This window comes from Oceaniovalibus sp. ACAM 378, from assembly GCF_008085915.1.
Taxonomy (GTDB): domain Bacteria; phylum Pseudomonadota; class Alphaproteobacteria; order Rhodobacterales; family Rhodobacteraceae; genus Oceaniglobus.
The window spans coordinates 22,751-39,490 of the sequence record NZ_VSJK01000015.1; the positions used below are offsets into that span (position 1 = coordinate 22,751).

Here is a 16,740-nt window from a genome sequence, read left to right on the forward strand (position 1 = left end):
AGCGATCAGCCCTTTTGCTTTTGCACACCGGTCAGGACACCGGCCAGCAGTGATATGCCTGCCGCAGCGAAACTGAGCAACGCGCCCATTTTGGCGGCATCCTGTATCGGACCGGACGGAAACGCGACCGAGGCGATGAACAGCGATACGGTGAACCCGATGGCGGCCACACAACCGATCACGAAGAGGTCGATGGTGCGCATCCCGGTTGGCAGGCCCAGCCGCATCGGCCCCGCCGCGATCCAACCAAACAGCATGATCCCGGCCGGTTTGCCGATCAGCAGACCGGCCAGCACCAGCCATGTCGGTGCCGCGATAGTGTTGAATTCGACCCCTGCGTTCAGCAGTCCGAAAAAGAACAGAATACATTCGACTGGGCGTTGCATCAGGTTCTGGGTGTGGTTCAGAAGGTCGGTCAGATACTGCTCGGCCTCGCTGAAGATGCCAAAGGCGCGGTCGGCATGGGGCAGGGTCGGCACGATGGGCAACAGGCCCAGTGCCGGATGCAGCCCGCTGGCCTGAAACGCCCACCAACTGACGGCACCGGCTGCAAGATAGGGCCAGAACGACAGTTTTTCCCGCACCCAGGTGGAGTTCGTGCGCAGTTGGTTACCGACGTCCAGCTTGCGCGGCAGCCAGTTGAACAGGACAAACACAGTGACCGCCGCAGCCAGTGACACCAGCAGCATCGCCGGGGCCAAGTCGCCCGATGGATAAAATATCGCAATAATGATCAATCCCGCCGCGTCATCGGCGATGGCCAGCAGCAACAGGAACCGAACCGCCGGATGCCTGGCGCCAAAGACAAGGCGTCCGACCAGATAGGAAAACGCGATATCCGTCGCTGTCGGAACCGCCCAGCCCCGGGCCACCGCGTCATAGACATCCGACCCGAGAAATGCCGCCAGACCCAGATAAACGGTGATCGGCCCGACCATGCCGCCCAGAGTCGCCACAAGCGGCGTCGCCGCCTTTTTGCCGCGCAGGCTGCCATTCTTCAGAATGACCGCCTCCCACACTTCCTTGGCAGCGATGGCAAAAAAGAAGGCCATCAGGATATCGTTGATCAGGAAATGAAAGGTCAGAACCCGGGTGACATCGCCCAAATATTCGACTCCGAAAAGGTCGCCATAAGCATGCAGCCACCGCGATGCATCGGACCCGAGCAGATCATTGAACCAGATCGGATATTCGACCATGTAATGATAGCTTTGCGCGTCGACGTTTGCCCAGATCAGTGCACTCAGCGCGCCAAGGATCAGCAAAAGCGAATAGTTGGTTACGAAATTCCAGACGCGGTACATGCAAGGTTCCTCCGGGAATCCAGCTTGCAGCCCTAGTGGAACGTGCTGTTTGGGGCAACCGCATTGGCGTCGATGTCACGAAATTCGCGGGGTGCGCGGCTGTGCTGTTTGCGATGGCTTTCACCGCATTGCTGCAAAAACCACGGCTCTCCGGTCAATGATGCCGACGGCAGCTCGACCATGCGCAATGCCACAAACAGAACGCTTGGCGGCGCGCCAGATACCACCCGGCCCAGCAGGATCGCCTTGGCGCAGCGCCTGTCGCGCATGGGGCCACCGAAACGCAGGTCGCGCGACCGGGCGGCAGGCAACACTGACCTGAAGCGACACAGTTTCAGGCAACAACAGCCCATCCCAGCCCGGCCAGAACCGCGCCAGTCAGAGCAATCGCGATATAGGCGGCGAACACGCGGGGTTTGACCAATGCCCAGACCGCGATGGCAGCGGGGATGCAGCTGACTCCGCCTGCGATGACAAAGGACATGGCAGCACCCGGAGCCATCCCCTGAGCCAGAAGCGCGTCAATCAAAGGCACAGCGGCATAGCCGTTCAGATAGGCAGGTGCCCCGACCAACGCACCCAAAAGGATCGGCCCCACACCTTCTCCGCCCAGAACCCCCGCGATCATTTCGGCAGGGATGTGGCGCATCATCAGCGACTCGATCAAATAGGCCAGCGTCAGCCATTTCGTCAGGAACAGCGTGTTGTCAAAGGCCGTGTCGCGGAATGTATCGCGCCGCGCTGGTTCGGACCAGAACCGCCAGACCGGAGCGCCCGAGAACGGTTTTTTCACGCCGCAACAGCCGCTGCGCACCGGCTGCGGCTTCAGCGGGTCCGCAAAGACCGGGCTTCGCGCTGCCATGGCCACAACCGCGCCACCCAGCAGTCCCAGTGCGACGGCGGCCACGGTTTTGGCCATGGCAAATTGGATCCCCAGCGTGCCAGCCGTGATCGCGAACATCGCAGGATCCATAAGTGGCGACGCCAGCCAGAATGCCATGACCGCCGCCAAAGGTGCGCCGACGGCCAGCAGGGCGGCGATGAACGGAATCACCTCGCAGGAGCAGAACGGCGACAGCCCGCCAAGCAATGCCGCAAACAGGATCATCCGCCATTGCGGCCCCTGAAAGGCGCGCGAAAGCAGGGTTTCCGCTCCGCTCGCCTTGAGAAAAGCCACCGCCAGAACGGCAAACAGGATGAACGGCGCGGTGCCCGCCAATGCCCCGGCGACAAAGGTCAATGTTTCGCGCAGGTAACCGGGTTCGAACAATGCGACGCCGATCACGATGGCCGCGCTGGCCATCCAGCCATTCGGGCGCCACCAACCTGTGAGGGGCGCGGGGTGGGAATGGTCAGTCATGCTTGTGTCCTTCGGTCGCGTCGCAATCGGCGCAGCATTCGCGCAGCAGGAACGCCGAAAGCGCTTCGATCCGCTGATATTCGACGGCAGCACAGATGATTGAACGGCCGGTCCGCTTTTGCTGCACCAGCCCGGCCTGTGTCAGAATCCGCATGTGGTGGGTCAGGGTTGATCCCGTTACGCCACATTTTTTGCCCAGGGCGCCGATACTCAGCCCGTCAGGCCCGGCGCGCACCAGTGCACCCAGAACCGAAAGGCGCTGTTCCGAGCCGAGGGCCGCAAAGGTCGATGCGACCTCGACGATGGATAGGGTGGAGTCGGGGTGTGTTTTCATATTACTAGTATTGTAGAAGTAACAGCGGATATGCAAGCCCGGATCGCCACATCTTGTGCGCTCGCCGATTGCCGCGCCCGGTGCCACGCGCTATGTGCACTCCCATGACTGATGATCCCCGCGATGCCCTCGCTGCCTGCACGCTCTGTGCACCGCGTCTCGCCGCCACTGCGACGGGCCATGCGCCGCGTCCGGTGGTCTGGTTCAACCCCGGCGCGCGTATTCTGGTCGCGGGGCAGGCGCCGGGCGCGCGGGTCCATGCGTCGGGCAAACCGTTCACCGATCCGTCAGGCGACCGGTTGCGCGACTGGATGGGAGTCGATGATGCGACGTTCTATGATCGTGACAGGGTGGCCATTGTGCCAATGGCGTTCTGCTTTCCGGGCTACAACGCCAAGGGGTCCGACCTGCCGCCGCCTCCGGTCTGTGCGCGGACATGGCGTGCCCGGGTCATGGAGTTTCTGGGCGATATGCCCCTGATATTGCTGGTTGGCAGCCATGCGCAGACCTGGCACCTTGGCCCGGGTCGGGTCGCCGACCGGGTGGCGGGCTGGCGCGCCCATGCGCCGCGGGTCTTTCCCCTGCCGCATCCGTCCTGGCGCAACACCGCCTGGCTGCGCCGCAATCCATGGTTCGAAACTGATCTGCTGCCAGTCCTGCGGTCCCGGGTGGCGGAGGTGCTGCAATGACGCCGCTGGATACTGCCCATGCGGCGATGGAGGCATCGGGCGATGACACGGCCCGCCTGCGGTTCTTTGATCGGCTGACCGACGCCGAACTGTTCCTGATGCTGACCGAGGAGCCGACGGGCGACACCCTCTCCCCCGACTTGATCGATACCGCCGAAGGACGCTTTGCGCTGGCGTTTGACACCGAGCAGCGGTTTGCCGAGTTCGCCGGCAAGATCACCCCCTATGCCGCGCTTTCGGGGCGGGCACTGGCGGCGATGCTGGCCGGGCAGGGGGTGGGGCTGGCGCTGAACCCGGATGTCGCGCCTTCAGCGATCCTGCTGCCGGCTGATGCCTTGGTCTGGCTGGTCGAAACCCTTGCAAAGCAGCCGGAATCCATCGCCGCGCGCCCCACCGCCCTCTCGACGCCAAAGGGCTTGCCCGAACTGCTGCTGACGGCGCTGGACGCAAAGCTGGCGGCCGCGACCGGTCTGGCACAGGCGGCCTGGCTGGTGGCGGTCACCTATGACACAGGCGCCAAGGGCCATATGCTGGCCTTCGTCGATCCGCGCCCGGGGGCAGAATCCGCCCTGACCCGCGCCATGGCCGAGGCGCTGACCTTTTCAGGGATCGAGGCAGGGTGGCTCGACGTGGCCTTCGTCACGGCGCAGGATCCGATCGCCGGACGTCTGGCGCGCGTCGGTCTGCGCTTCGATCTGCCGCAGTCCGAACACGGCGCTGCTCAGGACGAAACACCGGGCCAAAACCCCGGGATGAATCCGGATCGGCCGCCGCGTCTGCGCTGACGTCGCGGCTTCTTCTTTGCAGAAATACTCCCGCCGGAGGCACTTTTTTCAAGTGACCTCTCCTGCCTGACGACCCGCTCAGTATCCCGCGCGCCGGTCCACCAGATGCAGCAAAGCCTCACCCGCCTCGCTCCGGCGGATGTTTTCGGCGATGACCCGGGCGGAGGTGTCGGGGCGGGTTGTACTGGCGATATGTGGCGTCACCGTGACCCGGGGATGGTCCCAGTACGGGTGCTCCGGCGGCAGAGGCTCGATGCGGAACACATCCAGTGTCGCATGTCCAACCTGCCCGTCGTCCAGCGCTGCCAACAGGGCTTCGTCATCGATCAGCGGGCCACGTCCCGGGTTTATCACCACCGCTCCCCGGGGCAGCCGGGCGAGCCGATCGGCATTCAACAGGTTTTCGGTCTCGGCGGTTTGCGGCAGCAGCAGCACGATCATATCGCTGCGCCCCAGCATGGCGTCCAGCCCGGCATTGCCATCAAAGCATTCAATACCGGCAATGGTCTTTGGCCGGCGGCTCCATCCGGCGACGTCGAAATTCAACGCGGCAAGCGCATTGCCACAGGCGGTACCCAGTTCTCCGAGCCCCAGAATGCCGATCCGACGCTCCCGTGCGAGTGGGGCCGCCTGCGGGTTCCAGATCCGGTCCGGATTCACGATATGCGCGTCCATTCCCAGATGATGGCGCAGCACATGGCCAGCGACCCATTCCACCATGCTGTCACGCAGCCCGACATCGACCATCCGCGCCAGCGGTTGTGTCAGGGTCGGGTTGCCGACAACGGTTTCCACCCCGGCCCAAAGGCCCAGCACGGCCTTGCAGCCGGTGTAGGGGGTAAAATCGCTCACCGGACCGTTTGGCGCAAATATGATGTAGTCGACGGTTTCGGGTGGATGATCTGTCGACAGCGCCACGTTCAGCTCTGCCTCGGTGAAGGCTTCGTTCAGGGCGGGGCCATAGACGTCCCATCGGGCTGGCAGGGCCGAGAAAAGAACGTTGATCATCGTCCGCGCGGCCTGTGCACATGGGCCGATTGGACAAGACCGAAGGCCGCCAACAGAACCAGCATCGCGGATCCGCCATAGCTGACCAATGGCAGAGGCACGCCGACCACGGGGGCCAGCCCCATGACCATCGACATGTTGACGGCAAAGAAAAGAAAGAACGTCACGGAAATCCCGAGTGTCATCAGTGATCCGAACCTGTCCTTGTTGGAGATCGCCGAGGCAAGGCAGAACAGAATGATCAGCGCATACAGTGAAAGCAGTGAAATGGCTCCGAGAAAGCCCAATTCTTCGGCGAGGGTGGTGAAAATGAAATCGGTGTGTTTTTCGGGCAAAAAGTTAAGCCGCGTCTGCGTGCCCTGCATGAATCCGCGCCCGGTCCAGCCGCCCGACCCCAGCGCGATTTTCGACTGCGTGATGTGGTATCCCGCACCCAGCGGATCTGTCGATGGATCGAGAAACGTGTCGATCCGCCGGAACTGGTAATCCTTGATCAGTTGCCAGTCCGTGCCGCGCGAACTGAGCACCGCCCACACCAGCCCCACGCCCGCACCGGCCACCACCGCGAAGTACCACCAGCTGACGCCGGCCAGGAACATCACTGCCCCGCCGCCCAGCACCAGCAAGATCGCGGTGCCCAGATCAGGCTGGGTCAGCACCAGAGCGGTCGGCAGCACGATCAGCAGCAGCGGAATCGCCACCCACAAAGGATGCGATGTCTTGCGGATATCCAGCCAGTCGTAATAGGCGGCCAGCATCATCACCAAGGTGATTTTGGACAGTTCGCTGGGCTGCAATCGCATGAAACCCAGATCGATCCAGCGCTGCGCACCCATTCCGACAGCGCCAAAGAATTCGACCCCCAGCAACAGCAGGATCGACGCGCAATAGGCGAGGCCGGCCATATTGCGCCAGAACCAGATCGGCACCATGGCGATGAACAGCATCATGCCCATGCCCAGCGCAAAGCGTTTCATCTGCGGTTCGGCCCAGGGCAGCATCGACCCGCCAGCCACGGAATACAGCATCAGGAATCCGAAACAGGCGACCGCCGTCAGCAGCAAGACAAGTGCCCAGTTCAGCCGAAGCAGTTTCGACAATCCGGTGGGCACGGTTTTGACGTTGTGTTCAAGGTAACTCATGGCGATCAGGCCCTGTCACGCGCAGCGGCGCCGGTGGTTTGGCGCAGGTTCATACTGTTCAGCATCTGTCCGACCTTGCCGCGTTGCGACGCAGGATAGCTTTCAAGCGGCGGCAGCTTGCCGTGCATGGCATAAAGCAGAATGTCGCGCGCCACCGGTCCGGCCACCGACGACCCGGCGCTGCCGTGTTCGACCACCACCGCGGCGGCATGGGTCGGATTTTCATAGGGCGCATAGGCGACGAACAGCGCGTGATCGCGCCGCTCCCAGGGCAGGTCGGCGTTCTGCGTGACACCCCGGGCCCGTTCGGCGGCGGTGATGTTGCGCACCTGGCTGGTGCCCGACTTGCCCGCCAGCCGCATCCTGTCGTCATCGATGCGCACGTTGAATCCGGTACCTCTCCGGGTGTTCGTCACCGAATACATACCCTTTCGGACCAGCCGCAAATGGTTTTCGTTGAACCCCATGGGGGTCGCACCCTCGATTTCGGCTTCGATCCCGTCGACGGATTTGACCAGCCGCGGCACGATCGAGTTGCCCGAGGCAAGGCGCGCCGTCATGACGGCCATTTGCAGCGGCGAGGCCAGCACAAATCCCTGACCGATCGAGGCATTCAGAGAATCGCCGACCAGCCATTCGGTGCCATAGCGTTCACTCTTCCACGCCTTGTCGGGCATGGTGCCGGACGTGACAGCCGACATCGGAATGTCGAACCGTTCGCCCAGCCCGAACCGGCGTGCGGTTTCGGCAATCTTGTCGACACCGACCTTCTGTGCGAGGTCGTAATAATAGACGTCGCAGGACTGTTGCAGGCTCTTTTCCAGATCAACATAGCCGTGCCCGCCGCGTTTCCAGCAGTGAAACCGCCGGTCGCCCAGCGTGGTGAACCCCGGGCAATAGGCGGTGTCATTCGGCGTGATCAGCCCGTAATCCAGTGCGGCCATGGCGACGACCATCTTGAACGTCGATCCCGGCGGATAAGCGCCCTGAACGGCCTTGTTGGCCAGTGGACGATACAGATTGTCGGTCAGCCCGGCATAGTCAGCGACCGAGATGCCGCGCACGAATGCATTCGGATCAAAGGTGGGCGCGCTGCCCACGGCCAGCAAATCGCCGTTGCGCGGATCCATCACCACAGCGGCGGCACTTTCTTCCAGCGTCAGCCGCGCTTCGACGAAGTTCTGCAAGCCTGCATCGACGGTAAGTTGCAGGTTCGCGCCGGGCGTGCCCGCATCCCGGCCCAGTTCACGCATCACCCGGCCCGCCGCGTTCACCTCGATCCGCTTGTTGCCGGCCTTGCCACGCAGATCACGTTCGAACTTGTTCTCGACGCCGGTCTTGCCGATCTGGAACTTGGGGATCTGCAACAGCGGATCATTGTCTTCGATGCGCGACAGGTCATAATCGCTGACCGGTCCGACATAACCGACGATATGGCTGAAATCTTCGGCGAGGGGATAGGACCGGGTCAGCCCGACGTCGGGGGTGATGCCGGGAAGGGCAGGCGCGTTGACGGCAACGGTCGCGATGTCCTCCCAACTGCGCTGATCGGTCAGGGTGATCGGCACGAAGGGGCTGCGGCGCTTCATCTCGCGCAGGGCACGTTCAAGTTCCTCGGGATCGATGATTATCAACTGACGCAACCGGGCGATCACCTCGTCGACATCGCCGGCATCTTCGCGGACGATGACGATGCGGTAATTCTGGGTGTTCTCGGCGACAGGGGCGCCGTTGCGATCAAATATCAAACCGCGCGCCGGGGCGATCAGCCGCATGTTGATCCGGTTTTCCTCGGCCAGCAGGCGGAATTCGTCGGCCTGCTCGACTTGCATCTGGCGCATCCGCAACCCCAGGGCGGCCAGCACGGCGGTTTGCGCACCGGCCAACACCAGACTGCGACGGGTTATCTTGCGAACGCTGGCTTCGGTATCCTTGGGCGAACGTTTCACAGGCGGTACCCCAGTGCATCGGCCTCGCCCGGGGCCATTTTACGGATGCCAAGGACGAAACGGGAAACGGCGACCACCAAAGGATAGGCAACCGCCGACACGATAAGTTGCATAAATGTAAGGCCCGGCACCGGCTGATCGACAAGAAAAACCGCCAGAATCAGGGCATGGCCCAGTGTCATGAACAGCAGCACGGTCGCCACCAGCATCCACTCCACCAGAAATGGCAGATCGCGAGACAGATGCTCACGCGCGCGCAGAAATTCAAGCCCGATGACCACCAGCGCCGCCCAAAGGCCGGGCGGACGCATGAACAGGATATCGCCAAGCAGAACCAGGACGCCAACCAGTATGGCCGGCACATAATCAGGGCGCCGCATGACCCAGGCAAAGGCCAGCAGCGTCACCAGATCGGGCAGGGGCCAGCGCCGGTCTCCGACGCTGAACGGCAGGACCTGGATAAAGGCGAGAAGACACACCAGCAGCACGAAAAACAGCCTGAACGACATGCGGGTGCGCGTGATCGGGTCAACCATCGGTGCCTCCGCCCGTGGATGGCAAGGCTGGGGGTCCGGAAACCGGCGTGCGGTAGGGGGTCACAAGTGACCCGGGATCGGTGATCGCTTCGCCTGCGTGACTGCGTAACACGCGCAGGAACTCCAACCGCTCATAGTCGGCGGCCAGACGCACCCGCAGCAGTTGGTCCGCGCCCAGCACGACCTGCCCGACCAGCAGACCGGCAGGAAACATACCGCCGTCGCCCGAACTGATCACCCGGTCGCCGGGACGCACGGCCTCGGGGGTTTCAAGAAAGTCCAGCAGGGGCAGGGGGCTGTTGTCGCCCGCCAGCAAGCTGCGCTGGCCCGAGGGCTGGATGGTCACCGGAATCCGGCTGGCCGTATCGTTCAGCAGAATCACCCGTGCGCTGGTATGCCCGACGCCTGAAACCCGTCCAACCAGCCCCAGCCCGTCGGTGGTCGCCCAGCCGTTCTGGATCCCGTCGCGCGCCCCGACGTTCAGCAGAACCGACTGGCGGAACGGGCTGCCGCTGTCAGCCAGAACCACTCCGGTGACATAGGTCAGCGCAGGATCCAGCCGCACCTTGTTCAGATCCAGCAACTTGGCGTTCTGTTGCTCAAGTTGCAGGGCGGCCTCTTTCCACGCTTTCATCTGCTGCAACTCGCGGCGCAATTCCTGATTCTGCGCATAGATCCGGCTGTAGCTCTGGAAGTTCTCGATCATCCCGGCCACCTGCGTCACCGGCACCAGCGCCCAGTCAAAAGACGGAATGACCCGGTCGATGATCTGAGCGCGGAACCGTTCTGCCCGGGGGGAATCGATGCGCCAGAACAGGAAGATGGCAAGGCACAGGACCACGATCGTCCCGACGAGGATTCGTCGGACGGGCCGCACATAAGCGTCGCTGTTGCCTCTGTCGCGTGCCATGGTGCCTTTCCGTCATGCTTACGTCGGAGCCTTTGCGCTCGGGTCCATTGCGAGAGGGCCCATTGCGTTCGGGCCCTTTCGCAGCGCGCCTGTCAGCTGTCGTAGTCAATCACGTGGCGCAGCTGTTTTTCATATTCCAGCGCCTTGCCCGTGCCCAGTGCCACGCAATTCAGCGACTCATCGGCCACCGAGACGGCCAGCCCGGTCTGCTCACGCAGCGCCAGATCAAGATCGCCCAGCAGCGCGCCGCCCCCGGTCAGCATCACGCCGCGATCAACGATATCGGCCGCGAGATCGGGCGGAGTCGCTTCCAGCGCGCCCATCACCGCTTCGCAGATCTGTTGTACCGGTTCGGCCAGCGCCTCGGCGACCTGCGCCTGATTGATCTCGGTTTCCTTGGGTACGCCATTCAAAAGATCGCGCCCGCGGATCATCAGCGACGCGCCGCGCCCGTCGTCGGGCATGCGTGAGGTGCCGATGGTGGTCTTGATCCGCTCGGCCGTCGCCTCGCCGATCAGAAGGTTATGCTGGCGGCGCAGATAGCTGATGATCGCCTCGTCCATCCTGTCGCCGCCGACGCGCACGCTGCGGGCATAGACGATGTCACCAAGGCTCAGCACCGCGACCTCGGTCGTGCCGCCGCCGATGTCGACCACCATGTTGCCGGTGGGATCGGTGATCGGCATGCCCGCGCCAATGGCGGCGGCGATCGGTTCGGCAATCAGACCGGCCCGGCGCGCACCGGCCGACAGCACCGATTGCCGGATCGCGCGCTTTTCCACCGGTGTGGCGCCATGGGGGACGCAGACGATGATCTTGGGTTTGCTGAAGGTCGTGCGCTTGTGCACCTTGCGGATGAAATGCTTGATCATTTCTTCGGCCACGTCGAAATCGGCGATCACGCCTTCGCGCATCGGGCGGATGGCCTGAATGCTGCCCGGTGTCCGACCCAGCATCAGCTTTGCATCCTCGCCTACCGCCAGCACCTGCTTACGACCGTCTTTGATGTGGAACGCAACGACCGAGGGTTCGTTCAGAACGATGCCCTTGCCCGGGATATAGACCAGTGTATTGGCCGTTCCGAGATCGATCGCCATGTCGGACGAAAACAGACCAGTCAAACTTCCCATGGCACGCCACCCCTGTGTAGATTGTTCGGCGGACCCGCGGCACGCCCGTCGGCCCCGGGGCTTTAAACCCGGGACAGGCCGACGATCTTATAAACACAGTGCGTCCGGGCGGAAAGGCCTGCTTGGATGATATTCGGCTGCTTCCCGCCCTTGTGAAGTTCGGGGCGGGGTTGGGAAATGGGACGATTGTTGAAAAAGTACTAGAATTCGACGCTAAATATCGCATCTTTTCGTCGCGATTACGAGATTTATGCAAGATTGAACGGTTTGAAAAAAGTTTGATCGGGCGGTTTGGGCCGTTCTGTGCCTGTCGAAAAACTGCAAGGATACTGTACACAACCCGACAATATATGGGTTAGGGGCGGCACAGGATGCGCCGCCCCTCGATGGGTTTACCCAACGTCCTTATAGCTTACTTCACGCCGGTCAGCATCGGGCCCGGCCTTGTCGCGGCGCATCGCCAGACGGTTCAGGGCTGATACATAGGCCCGTGCCGAGGCCAGCACCGTGTCGGTGTCCGCCGCTTCGCCGGTGGTGATCATACCGTCTTCTTCCATCCGGACGGTGACGGTTGCCTGCGCATCTGTGCCTTCGGTAACCGCATGCACCTGATAAAGCTGCAGCCGTGCGTTGTGACCCATCACCTGTTTCACCGCCTTGAACGCTGCATCGACCGGACCGTCGCCCTGAACTGACGCAGAGTGATCCACGCCGTCGATGGTCAGGATCAGATCCGCCGTCTGGGGCGCCTCGGTGCCGCAGACCACGCGCAGGTGCTTGATCTCGATTCGCTGACCGACATTGCCCTGATCGCGCATCAGTGCCTCAAGGTCCTCGTCGAAAATCTCTTTCTTGCGGTCGGCCAGCGTCTTGAACCGGACGAACACGTCGTTCAGCTGATTGTCGGCCAGATCGAACCCCAGATCCTTGAGCTTGGATCGCAGCGCCGCGCGGCCCGAATGCTTGCCCATGACGATGTTGGTTTCCTTCAGTCCAACGTCAGAAGGGCGCATGATCTCGAACGTTTCGGCGTTTTTCAGCATGCCGTCCTGATGGATGCCGGATTCGTGGGCAAAGGCGTTCTTGCCGACGATCGCCTTGTTGAACTGCACCGGAAAGCCCGCCACGGCGGCAACCCGGCGTGAGATGTGCATGATCTTGGTTGTGTCCACGCGGGTCGTCCAGGGCATGATGTCGCGACGCACCTTCAGCGCCATCACCACCTCTTCTAGTGCGGTGTTGCCGGCGCGTTCGCCCAGACCGTTGATCGTGCACTCGATCTGTCGTGCGCCACCGGCCACGGCGGCCAGAGAGTTGGCCGTCGCCATGCCCAGATCGTTGTGGCAATGGGTGGCGAAAATTACCTCGTCAGCGCCCGGAACCTCGGCAATCAGCATGGCAATCAGCGCAGCCGATTCGACCGGCGCGGTATAGCCCACGGTGTCGGGTATGTTGATCGTGGTGGCGCCCGCCTTGATCGCCACTTCGACCACCCGGCGCAGGTAATCCAACTCGGTTCGGGTCGCATCCATCGGTGACCACTGGACGTTGTCGCACAGATTGCGCGCATGGGTCACGGTGTCGTGGATCCGTTCAACCATCTGTTCCTTGTCCAGATTGGGAATTGCGCGATGCAGCGGCGAAGTGCCGATAAAGGTGTGGATGCGTGGCTGCGCGGCGTGTTTCACCGCGTCCCAGCAACGGTCGATGTCTTTGATGTTGGCCCGCGCCAGCCCACAGATCACCGCGTCTTTCGAGCGTTTTGCAATCTCGGCCACGGCGGCAAAATCGCCGTCGGATGCGATGGGAAATCCGGCTTCGATGATGTCGACGCCCATTTCATCAAGCAGCTCGGCGATCTCGAGCTTTTCTGCATGGCTCATCGTCGCGCCGGGGGATTGTTCGCCATCGCGCAGAGTGGTGTCAAAGATCACCACGCGGTTCTTGTCGTCATTCATGTTGGAGGCCATTTCAGGGGTCTTTCTGCTGAGTGCCGTCTTGGCAGTGTCTGAAGTTTTCGGCGCTGGTCCACCCCTGAGCGGTCGCGCCGAAGGCACGCTCAGAGGCGACTAAGCAGCAGCAGACCACGCAACGCGCATCCGGCCGAAACGGCAGGCAGGACGTGAATATGGGCGCGGTGTTCCATGGCGACCACTATAACCCTGCTTTTCGATTTGAAAACCCCGAAATGTCGCGGATGGCTACGGCGCGCAGGTTCGATCGGATCGGCCATCGCGGCGGTCTCGAATTGCTGCGCCTCGTTGTGTTGGCGTGCTGCGTCAGTTCGACCCGCTGGATGTCAGCGCGCCATTCTGCCAAGTGCCCGTCGCCTCTTGCCCGGTGGCATATTGGATGGTGCCGCGGCCTTCGCGCTTGCCCGCGACGAAATCGCCCTCATAGACATCGCCGTTGGAATAGGTGGCTTTGCCGGTTCCTTCGATTTCGCCGTCTTTCCACTGGCCGGTATAGGTGAATCCATCGGCCATGGTGATCGTGCCGGTGCCGGCGCGTTGGCCGCCTGAAAACTCGCCCTCATAGACGGTGCCGTCAGGATAGGTCGCCTTGCCCTGACCGTCTCGTTGGCCGTCTTTCCAGGCGCCGACATAGGTATAACCGTCGGGATAGGTCATCGTGCCCTGACCCTCGTTGCGTGCGCCTTTGAATTCACCTTCGTAGACCAGACCGTTGGCATAGGTGGCGATGCCTTCGCCCTCAATCACCCCGGCCACCCATGCGCCGTCATAGGTATTGCCATTGGGGTAGGTGATCTTGCCGGTTCCATCGGCCAGATCGTCACGGAACTGACCGACATAGACCGATCCGTCGGGATAGGTGACGGTGCCCTGACCCTCGATCCGCCCGGCAACCCATTCGCCCACATAGACATAACCGTCGCTGCCGGTGAATGTGCCTTCGCCCTCGCGGCGGTCATTGCGGAATTCGCCGGTGAACACGTCACCATTGGCATAGTTGACCTTGCCCGACCCCGATCTTTCCCCCGCCACCAGCGTGCCTTCATAGACATCGCCGTTGGGCTGGGTCAGCACACCGGTGCCGTTGATCTCGCCCGCTTTCCAAGCGCCCACATAGGTGAGTCCGTCGGTCATGATCAGCGTGCCTTCGCCGTCGCGCAGCCCGGCGATCAGATCGCCTTCATATTCGGCGCCGTCGGGATAGGTGATCTTGCCGCGGCCTTCCTTGGCGCCGTTCACCCAGGCCCCTTCATAGACATAGCCGTTCGGCGTCTCCATCCGCCCCAACCCGTGATGCAGCGCGTTCTGGAACCCGCCTTCATAGGTTACGCCATTGGCATAGGTTGCGACGCCAGAGCCCTCGATCGTGCCGTCGGTCCAGTCACCCTCATAGGTGCCGCCGTCGGCAAATGTGATCTTGCCGATCCCCTCGGGTTTGCCCTTGGCGAACTGACCTTCATAGATCGATCCATTGGGAAAGCGCGCCGTGCCGGTGCCGCGAATCTCGCCTTCGGCCCAGTCGCCGGTGTATTCATAGCCGTTGGGCAGGCGATAGGTGCCGCTGCCGTCTTGCCGGCCGTTTTTGAACGTGCCCTCATAGACGCCGCCATCGTCATACTGTTTCGTCTCGATATCCGAGGATTGCGCCACGACCATGGGCGCGGCCAATACAGCCAGCGCGGCAACCCCGCCGATCAAGGTGCGTTTCAGTTGCGATTTTCCACTGACGTTCTGCTGCTGCACGACTGCCCCTATCCTGCCTGCCGGATCGATGTAGAACCTAACCGTGGGCCAGCGCCCCCGCAACGGTTTTTCCCTCGGAGCAGCAGGGTTGCGTCGGATACTGCCCGGAACGGGGCAAAATGCGGGCTGGCGGCTTCCCATTCCCGACCAGTCTGCTAGATCGGCAAACAGCCGAAAGGAACGCCCATGTCCCAGACCCCGCCCGACCGTTTCCGCGTTACGCTGGCACAGCTGAACCCCACCGTCGGCGATATCGACGGCAACGCCGAACAGGCGTTTTCCGCATGGGCGGCAGCGCGCGACGCAGGTGCCGACATGGTGGCGCTGCCGGAAATGTTCATCGCCGGGTACAATGCGCAGGATCTGGTGAAAAAGCCGGTGTTCCATCAGGCGGCGATTGCCGCGATCGAAACCCTTGCCGTGCGCTGTGCGGATGGTCCGGCTCTGGCCATTGGCGGGCCATGGATCGAGGGCGCCGAACTGTTCAACGCCTATCACATTTGCCGGGGCGGCAAGGTGACGTATCGGGTGATGAAACACGAACTGCCCAATGAAACCGTATTCGACGAGGTGCGGGTGTTCGCGCCGGGGCCACTTGGCGGGCCGTATTCCATCGGGGATGTCCGCATCGGCAGCCCGGTGTGCGAGGATGCCTGGCACGCGGAAGTGGCCGAAACCCTGGCCGAGACCGGGGCTGAATTCCTGATCGTGCCAAACGGATCGCCCTATTATCGGGGGAAAATGGACACGCGCGTCAACATGATGGTCGCGCGTGTGATCGAAACCGAACTGCCGCTTCTGTATCTGAACATGGTCGGCGGGCAGGACGATCAGATCTTTGACGGCGGGTCGTTCGGTCTGAACCCCGGCGGTGGGCTGGCGTTTCAGATGCCGGTGTTCGATGCCGGGCTGGCCCATGTCGATCTCGAACGCGGGGCTGACGGCTGGCGGATCGTGCCGGGCGAAAAAGCGCCGCTGCCCGATGAATGGGAGCAGGATTACCGCGTCATGGTCACCGGGCTGCGCGACTATATGGCTAAGACCGGATTCAAAAAGGTTCTGCTGGGCCTGTCAGGTGGGCTCGATTCGGCGATTGTTGCGACGATTGCGGTGGATGCTCTGGGCGCGGACAACGTGCGCTGTGTCATGCTGCCGTCAGAATATACGTCCGGCGCGTCGCTCGAGCATGCCAAGGATGTGGCAGAGCGGCTCGGTTGCCAATACGATTTCGTGCCGATCTCGCAGGGGCGCACGGCGATCACCGAAACCTTAGCGCCGCTGTTTGACGGGCATGCGCCCGACCTGACCGAAGAGAACATTCAAAGCCGCCTGCGCGGTTTGCTGCTGATGGCGATGTCGAACAAGTTCGGCGAAATGCTGCTGACCACGGGCAACAAGTCCGAGGTGGCGGTTGGATATGCGACGATCTATGGCGATATGGCGGGCGGGTACAATCCGATCAAGGAAATGTACAAGACCCGGGTGTTTCAAACCTGCCGCTGGCGCAATGCCAATCACCGCGACTGGATGATGGGCCCGGCGGGTGAAGTCATTGCCCCGGCGATCATCGATAAACCACCCAGCGCCGAGTTGCGCGACGATCAGAAAGACGCGGATTCGCTGCCCCCCTACGAGGTGCTGGATGCGATCCTTGAACAGTTGATCGACCGTGATGCTTCAGTGGCCGACACCGTCGCTCTGGGGTTTGACCGGGACATGGTGAAAAAGGTCGAGCACCTGATCTATATTTCCGAATACAAAAGGTTTCAGGCGGCGCCGGGGCCGCGGCTGACGAAGCATTCGTTCTGGCTGGACCGGCGATATCCCATCGTCAACCGCTGGCGCGATCCGACCTGAAATCATGAAGATCCGGCGGC

The 16,740-nt window shown here is 62.3% G+C and carries 15 protein-coding genes; 3 read left to right on the forward strand and 12 right to left on the reverse strand.

The window, feature by feature from the left end; all coding sequences use genetic code 11:
• Positions 1-5: 5 nt before the first annotated feature.
• The 4 genes from FQ320_RS18675 to FQ320_RS18690 all read right to left on the reverse strand — a co-directional run bounded on the left by FQ320_RS18675 (position 6) and on the right by FQ320_RS18690 (position 2,998).
• Positions 6-1,304: a Na+/H+ antiporter NhaA gene (locus tag FQ320_RS18675; protein ID WP_148474854.1), complete on the reverse strand. Its 1,299-nt coding sequence runs from the start codon at positions 1,302-1,304 to the stop codon at positions 6-8.
• Between the two features lie 32 nt (positions 1,305-1,336).
• A complete protein-coding gene (locus FQ320_RS18680; protein WP_148474855.1) occupies positions 1,337-1,573 on the reverse strand; it encodes a hypothetical protein in 237 nt (78 codons plus the stop codon).
• Between the two features lie 65 nt (positions 1,574-1,638).
• On the reverse strand, positions 1,639-2,664 hold the full coding sequence (locus FQ320_RS18685) for a permease (RefSeq protein WP_148474856.1): 1,026 nt from the start codon (positions 2,662-2,664) through the stop codon (positions 1,639-1,641).
• On the reverse strand, positions 2,657-2,998 hold the full coding sequence (locus FQ320_RS18690) for a helix-turn-helix transcriptional regulator (protein ID WP_148474857.1): 342 nt from the start codon (positions 2,996-2,998) through the stop codon (positions 2,657-2,659). The genes FQ320_RS18685 and FQ320_RS18690 overlap by 8 nt, the downstream gene beginning before the upstream one ends.
• Before the next feature lie 104 nt (positions 2,999-3,102).
• On the opposite strand from FQ320_RS18690, the gene FQ320_RS18695 reads away from it, so the two are divergent.
• A complete protein-coding gene (locus FQ320_RS18695; RefSeq protein WP_148474858.1) occupies positions 3,103-3,687 on the forward strand; it encodes a uracil-DNA glycosylase family protein in 585 nt (194 codons plus the stop codon).
• Positions 3,684-4,472 (forward strand): SseB family protein, encoded by a 789-nt coding sequence (locus FQ320_RS18700; RefSeq protein ID WP_148474859.1) that lies wholly within the window; start codon positions 3,684-3,686, stop codon positions 4,470-4,472. The genes FQ320_RS18695 and FQ320_RS18700 overlap by 4 nt, the downstream gene beginning before the upstream one ends.
• A gap of 78 nt (positions 4,473-4,550) precedes the next feature.
• Here FQ320_RS18700 and FQ320_RS18705 read toward each other — a convergent pair whose 3' ends face one another.
• The 8 genes from FQ320_RS18705 to FQ320_RS18740 form a co-directional block, all read right to left on the reverse strand.
• Positions 4,551-5,480 carry a glyoxylate/hydroxypyruvate reductase A gene (locus tag FQ320_RS18705; protein WP_148474860.1) on the reverse strand — a complete coding sequence of 310 codons (930 nt, stop codon included), beginning with the start codon at positions 5,478-5,480 and terminating at the stop codon, positions 4,551-4,553.
• Positions 5,477-6,622, reverse strand: a complete 1,146-nt coding sequence (gene rodA, locus FQ320_RS18710) for a rod shape-determining protein RodA (RefSeq protein ID WP_148474861.1) — start codon at positions 6,620-6,622, stop codon at positions 5,477-5,479. The genes FQ320_RS18705 and rodA overlap by 4 nt, the downstream gene beginning before the upstream one ends.
• A gap of 5 nt (positions 6,623-6,627) precedes the next feature.
• The gene (gene mrdA, locus FQ320_RS18715) at positions 6,628-8,571 is read right to left on the reverse strand and encodes a penicillin-binding protein 2 (RefSeq protein WP_148474862.1); all 1,944 of its coding nucleotides are present in this window, start codon (positions 8,569-8,571) and stop codon (positions 6,628-6,630) included.
• Positions 8,568-9,107, reverse strand: coding sequence for a rod shape-determining protein MreD (locus tag FQ320_RS18720; RefSeq protein ID WP_148474863.1), 540 nt, complete (start codon positions 9,105-9,107; stop codon positions 8,568-8,570). The genes mrdA and FQ320_RS18720 overlap by 4 nt, the downstream gene beginning before the upstream one ends.
• Positions 9,100-10,017, reverse strand: coding sequence for a rod shape-determining protein MreC (gene mreC, locus FQ320_RS18725; protein ID WP_148474864.1), 918 nt, complete (start codon positions 10,015-10,017; stop codon positions 9,100-9,102). Before mreC ends, FQ320_RS18720 begins: the two co-directional genes overlap by 8 nt.
• Before the next feature lie 92 nt (positions 10,018-10,109).
• Entirely contained in the window at positions 10,110-11,147 is a 1,038-nt protein-coding gene (locus tag FQ320_RS18730; protein ID WP_148474865.1) for a rod shape-determining protein, read from the reverse strand.
• A 392-nt stretch (positions 11,148-11,539) separates the two neighbouring features.
• On the reverse strand, positions 11,540-13,117 hold the full coding sequence (locus FQ320_RS18735) for a 2-isopropylmalate synthase (RefSeq protein WP_148474866.1): 1,578 nt from the start codon (positions 13,115-13,117) through the stop codon (positions 11,540-11,542).
• Between the two features lie 309 nt (positions 13,118-13,426).
• Positions 13,427-14,776: an MORN repeat-containing protein gene (locus FQ320_RS18740; protein ID WP_148474934.1), complete on the reverse strand. Its 1,350-nt coding sequence runs from the start codon at positions 14,774-14,776 to the stop codon at positions 13,427-13,429.
• Between the two features lie 273 nt (positions 14,777-15,049).
• Here FQ320_RS18740 and FQ320_RS18745 point away from each other — a divergent pair, with 273 nt between their 5' ends.
• Positions 15,050-16,720, forward strand: coding sequence for an NAD+ synthase (locus FQ320_RS18745; RefSeq protein ID WP_148474867.1), 1,671 nt, complete (start codon positions 15,050-15,052; stop codon positions 16,718-16,720).
• Positions 16,721-16,740 lie beyond the last annotated feature (20 nt).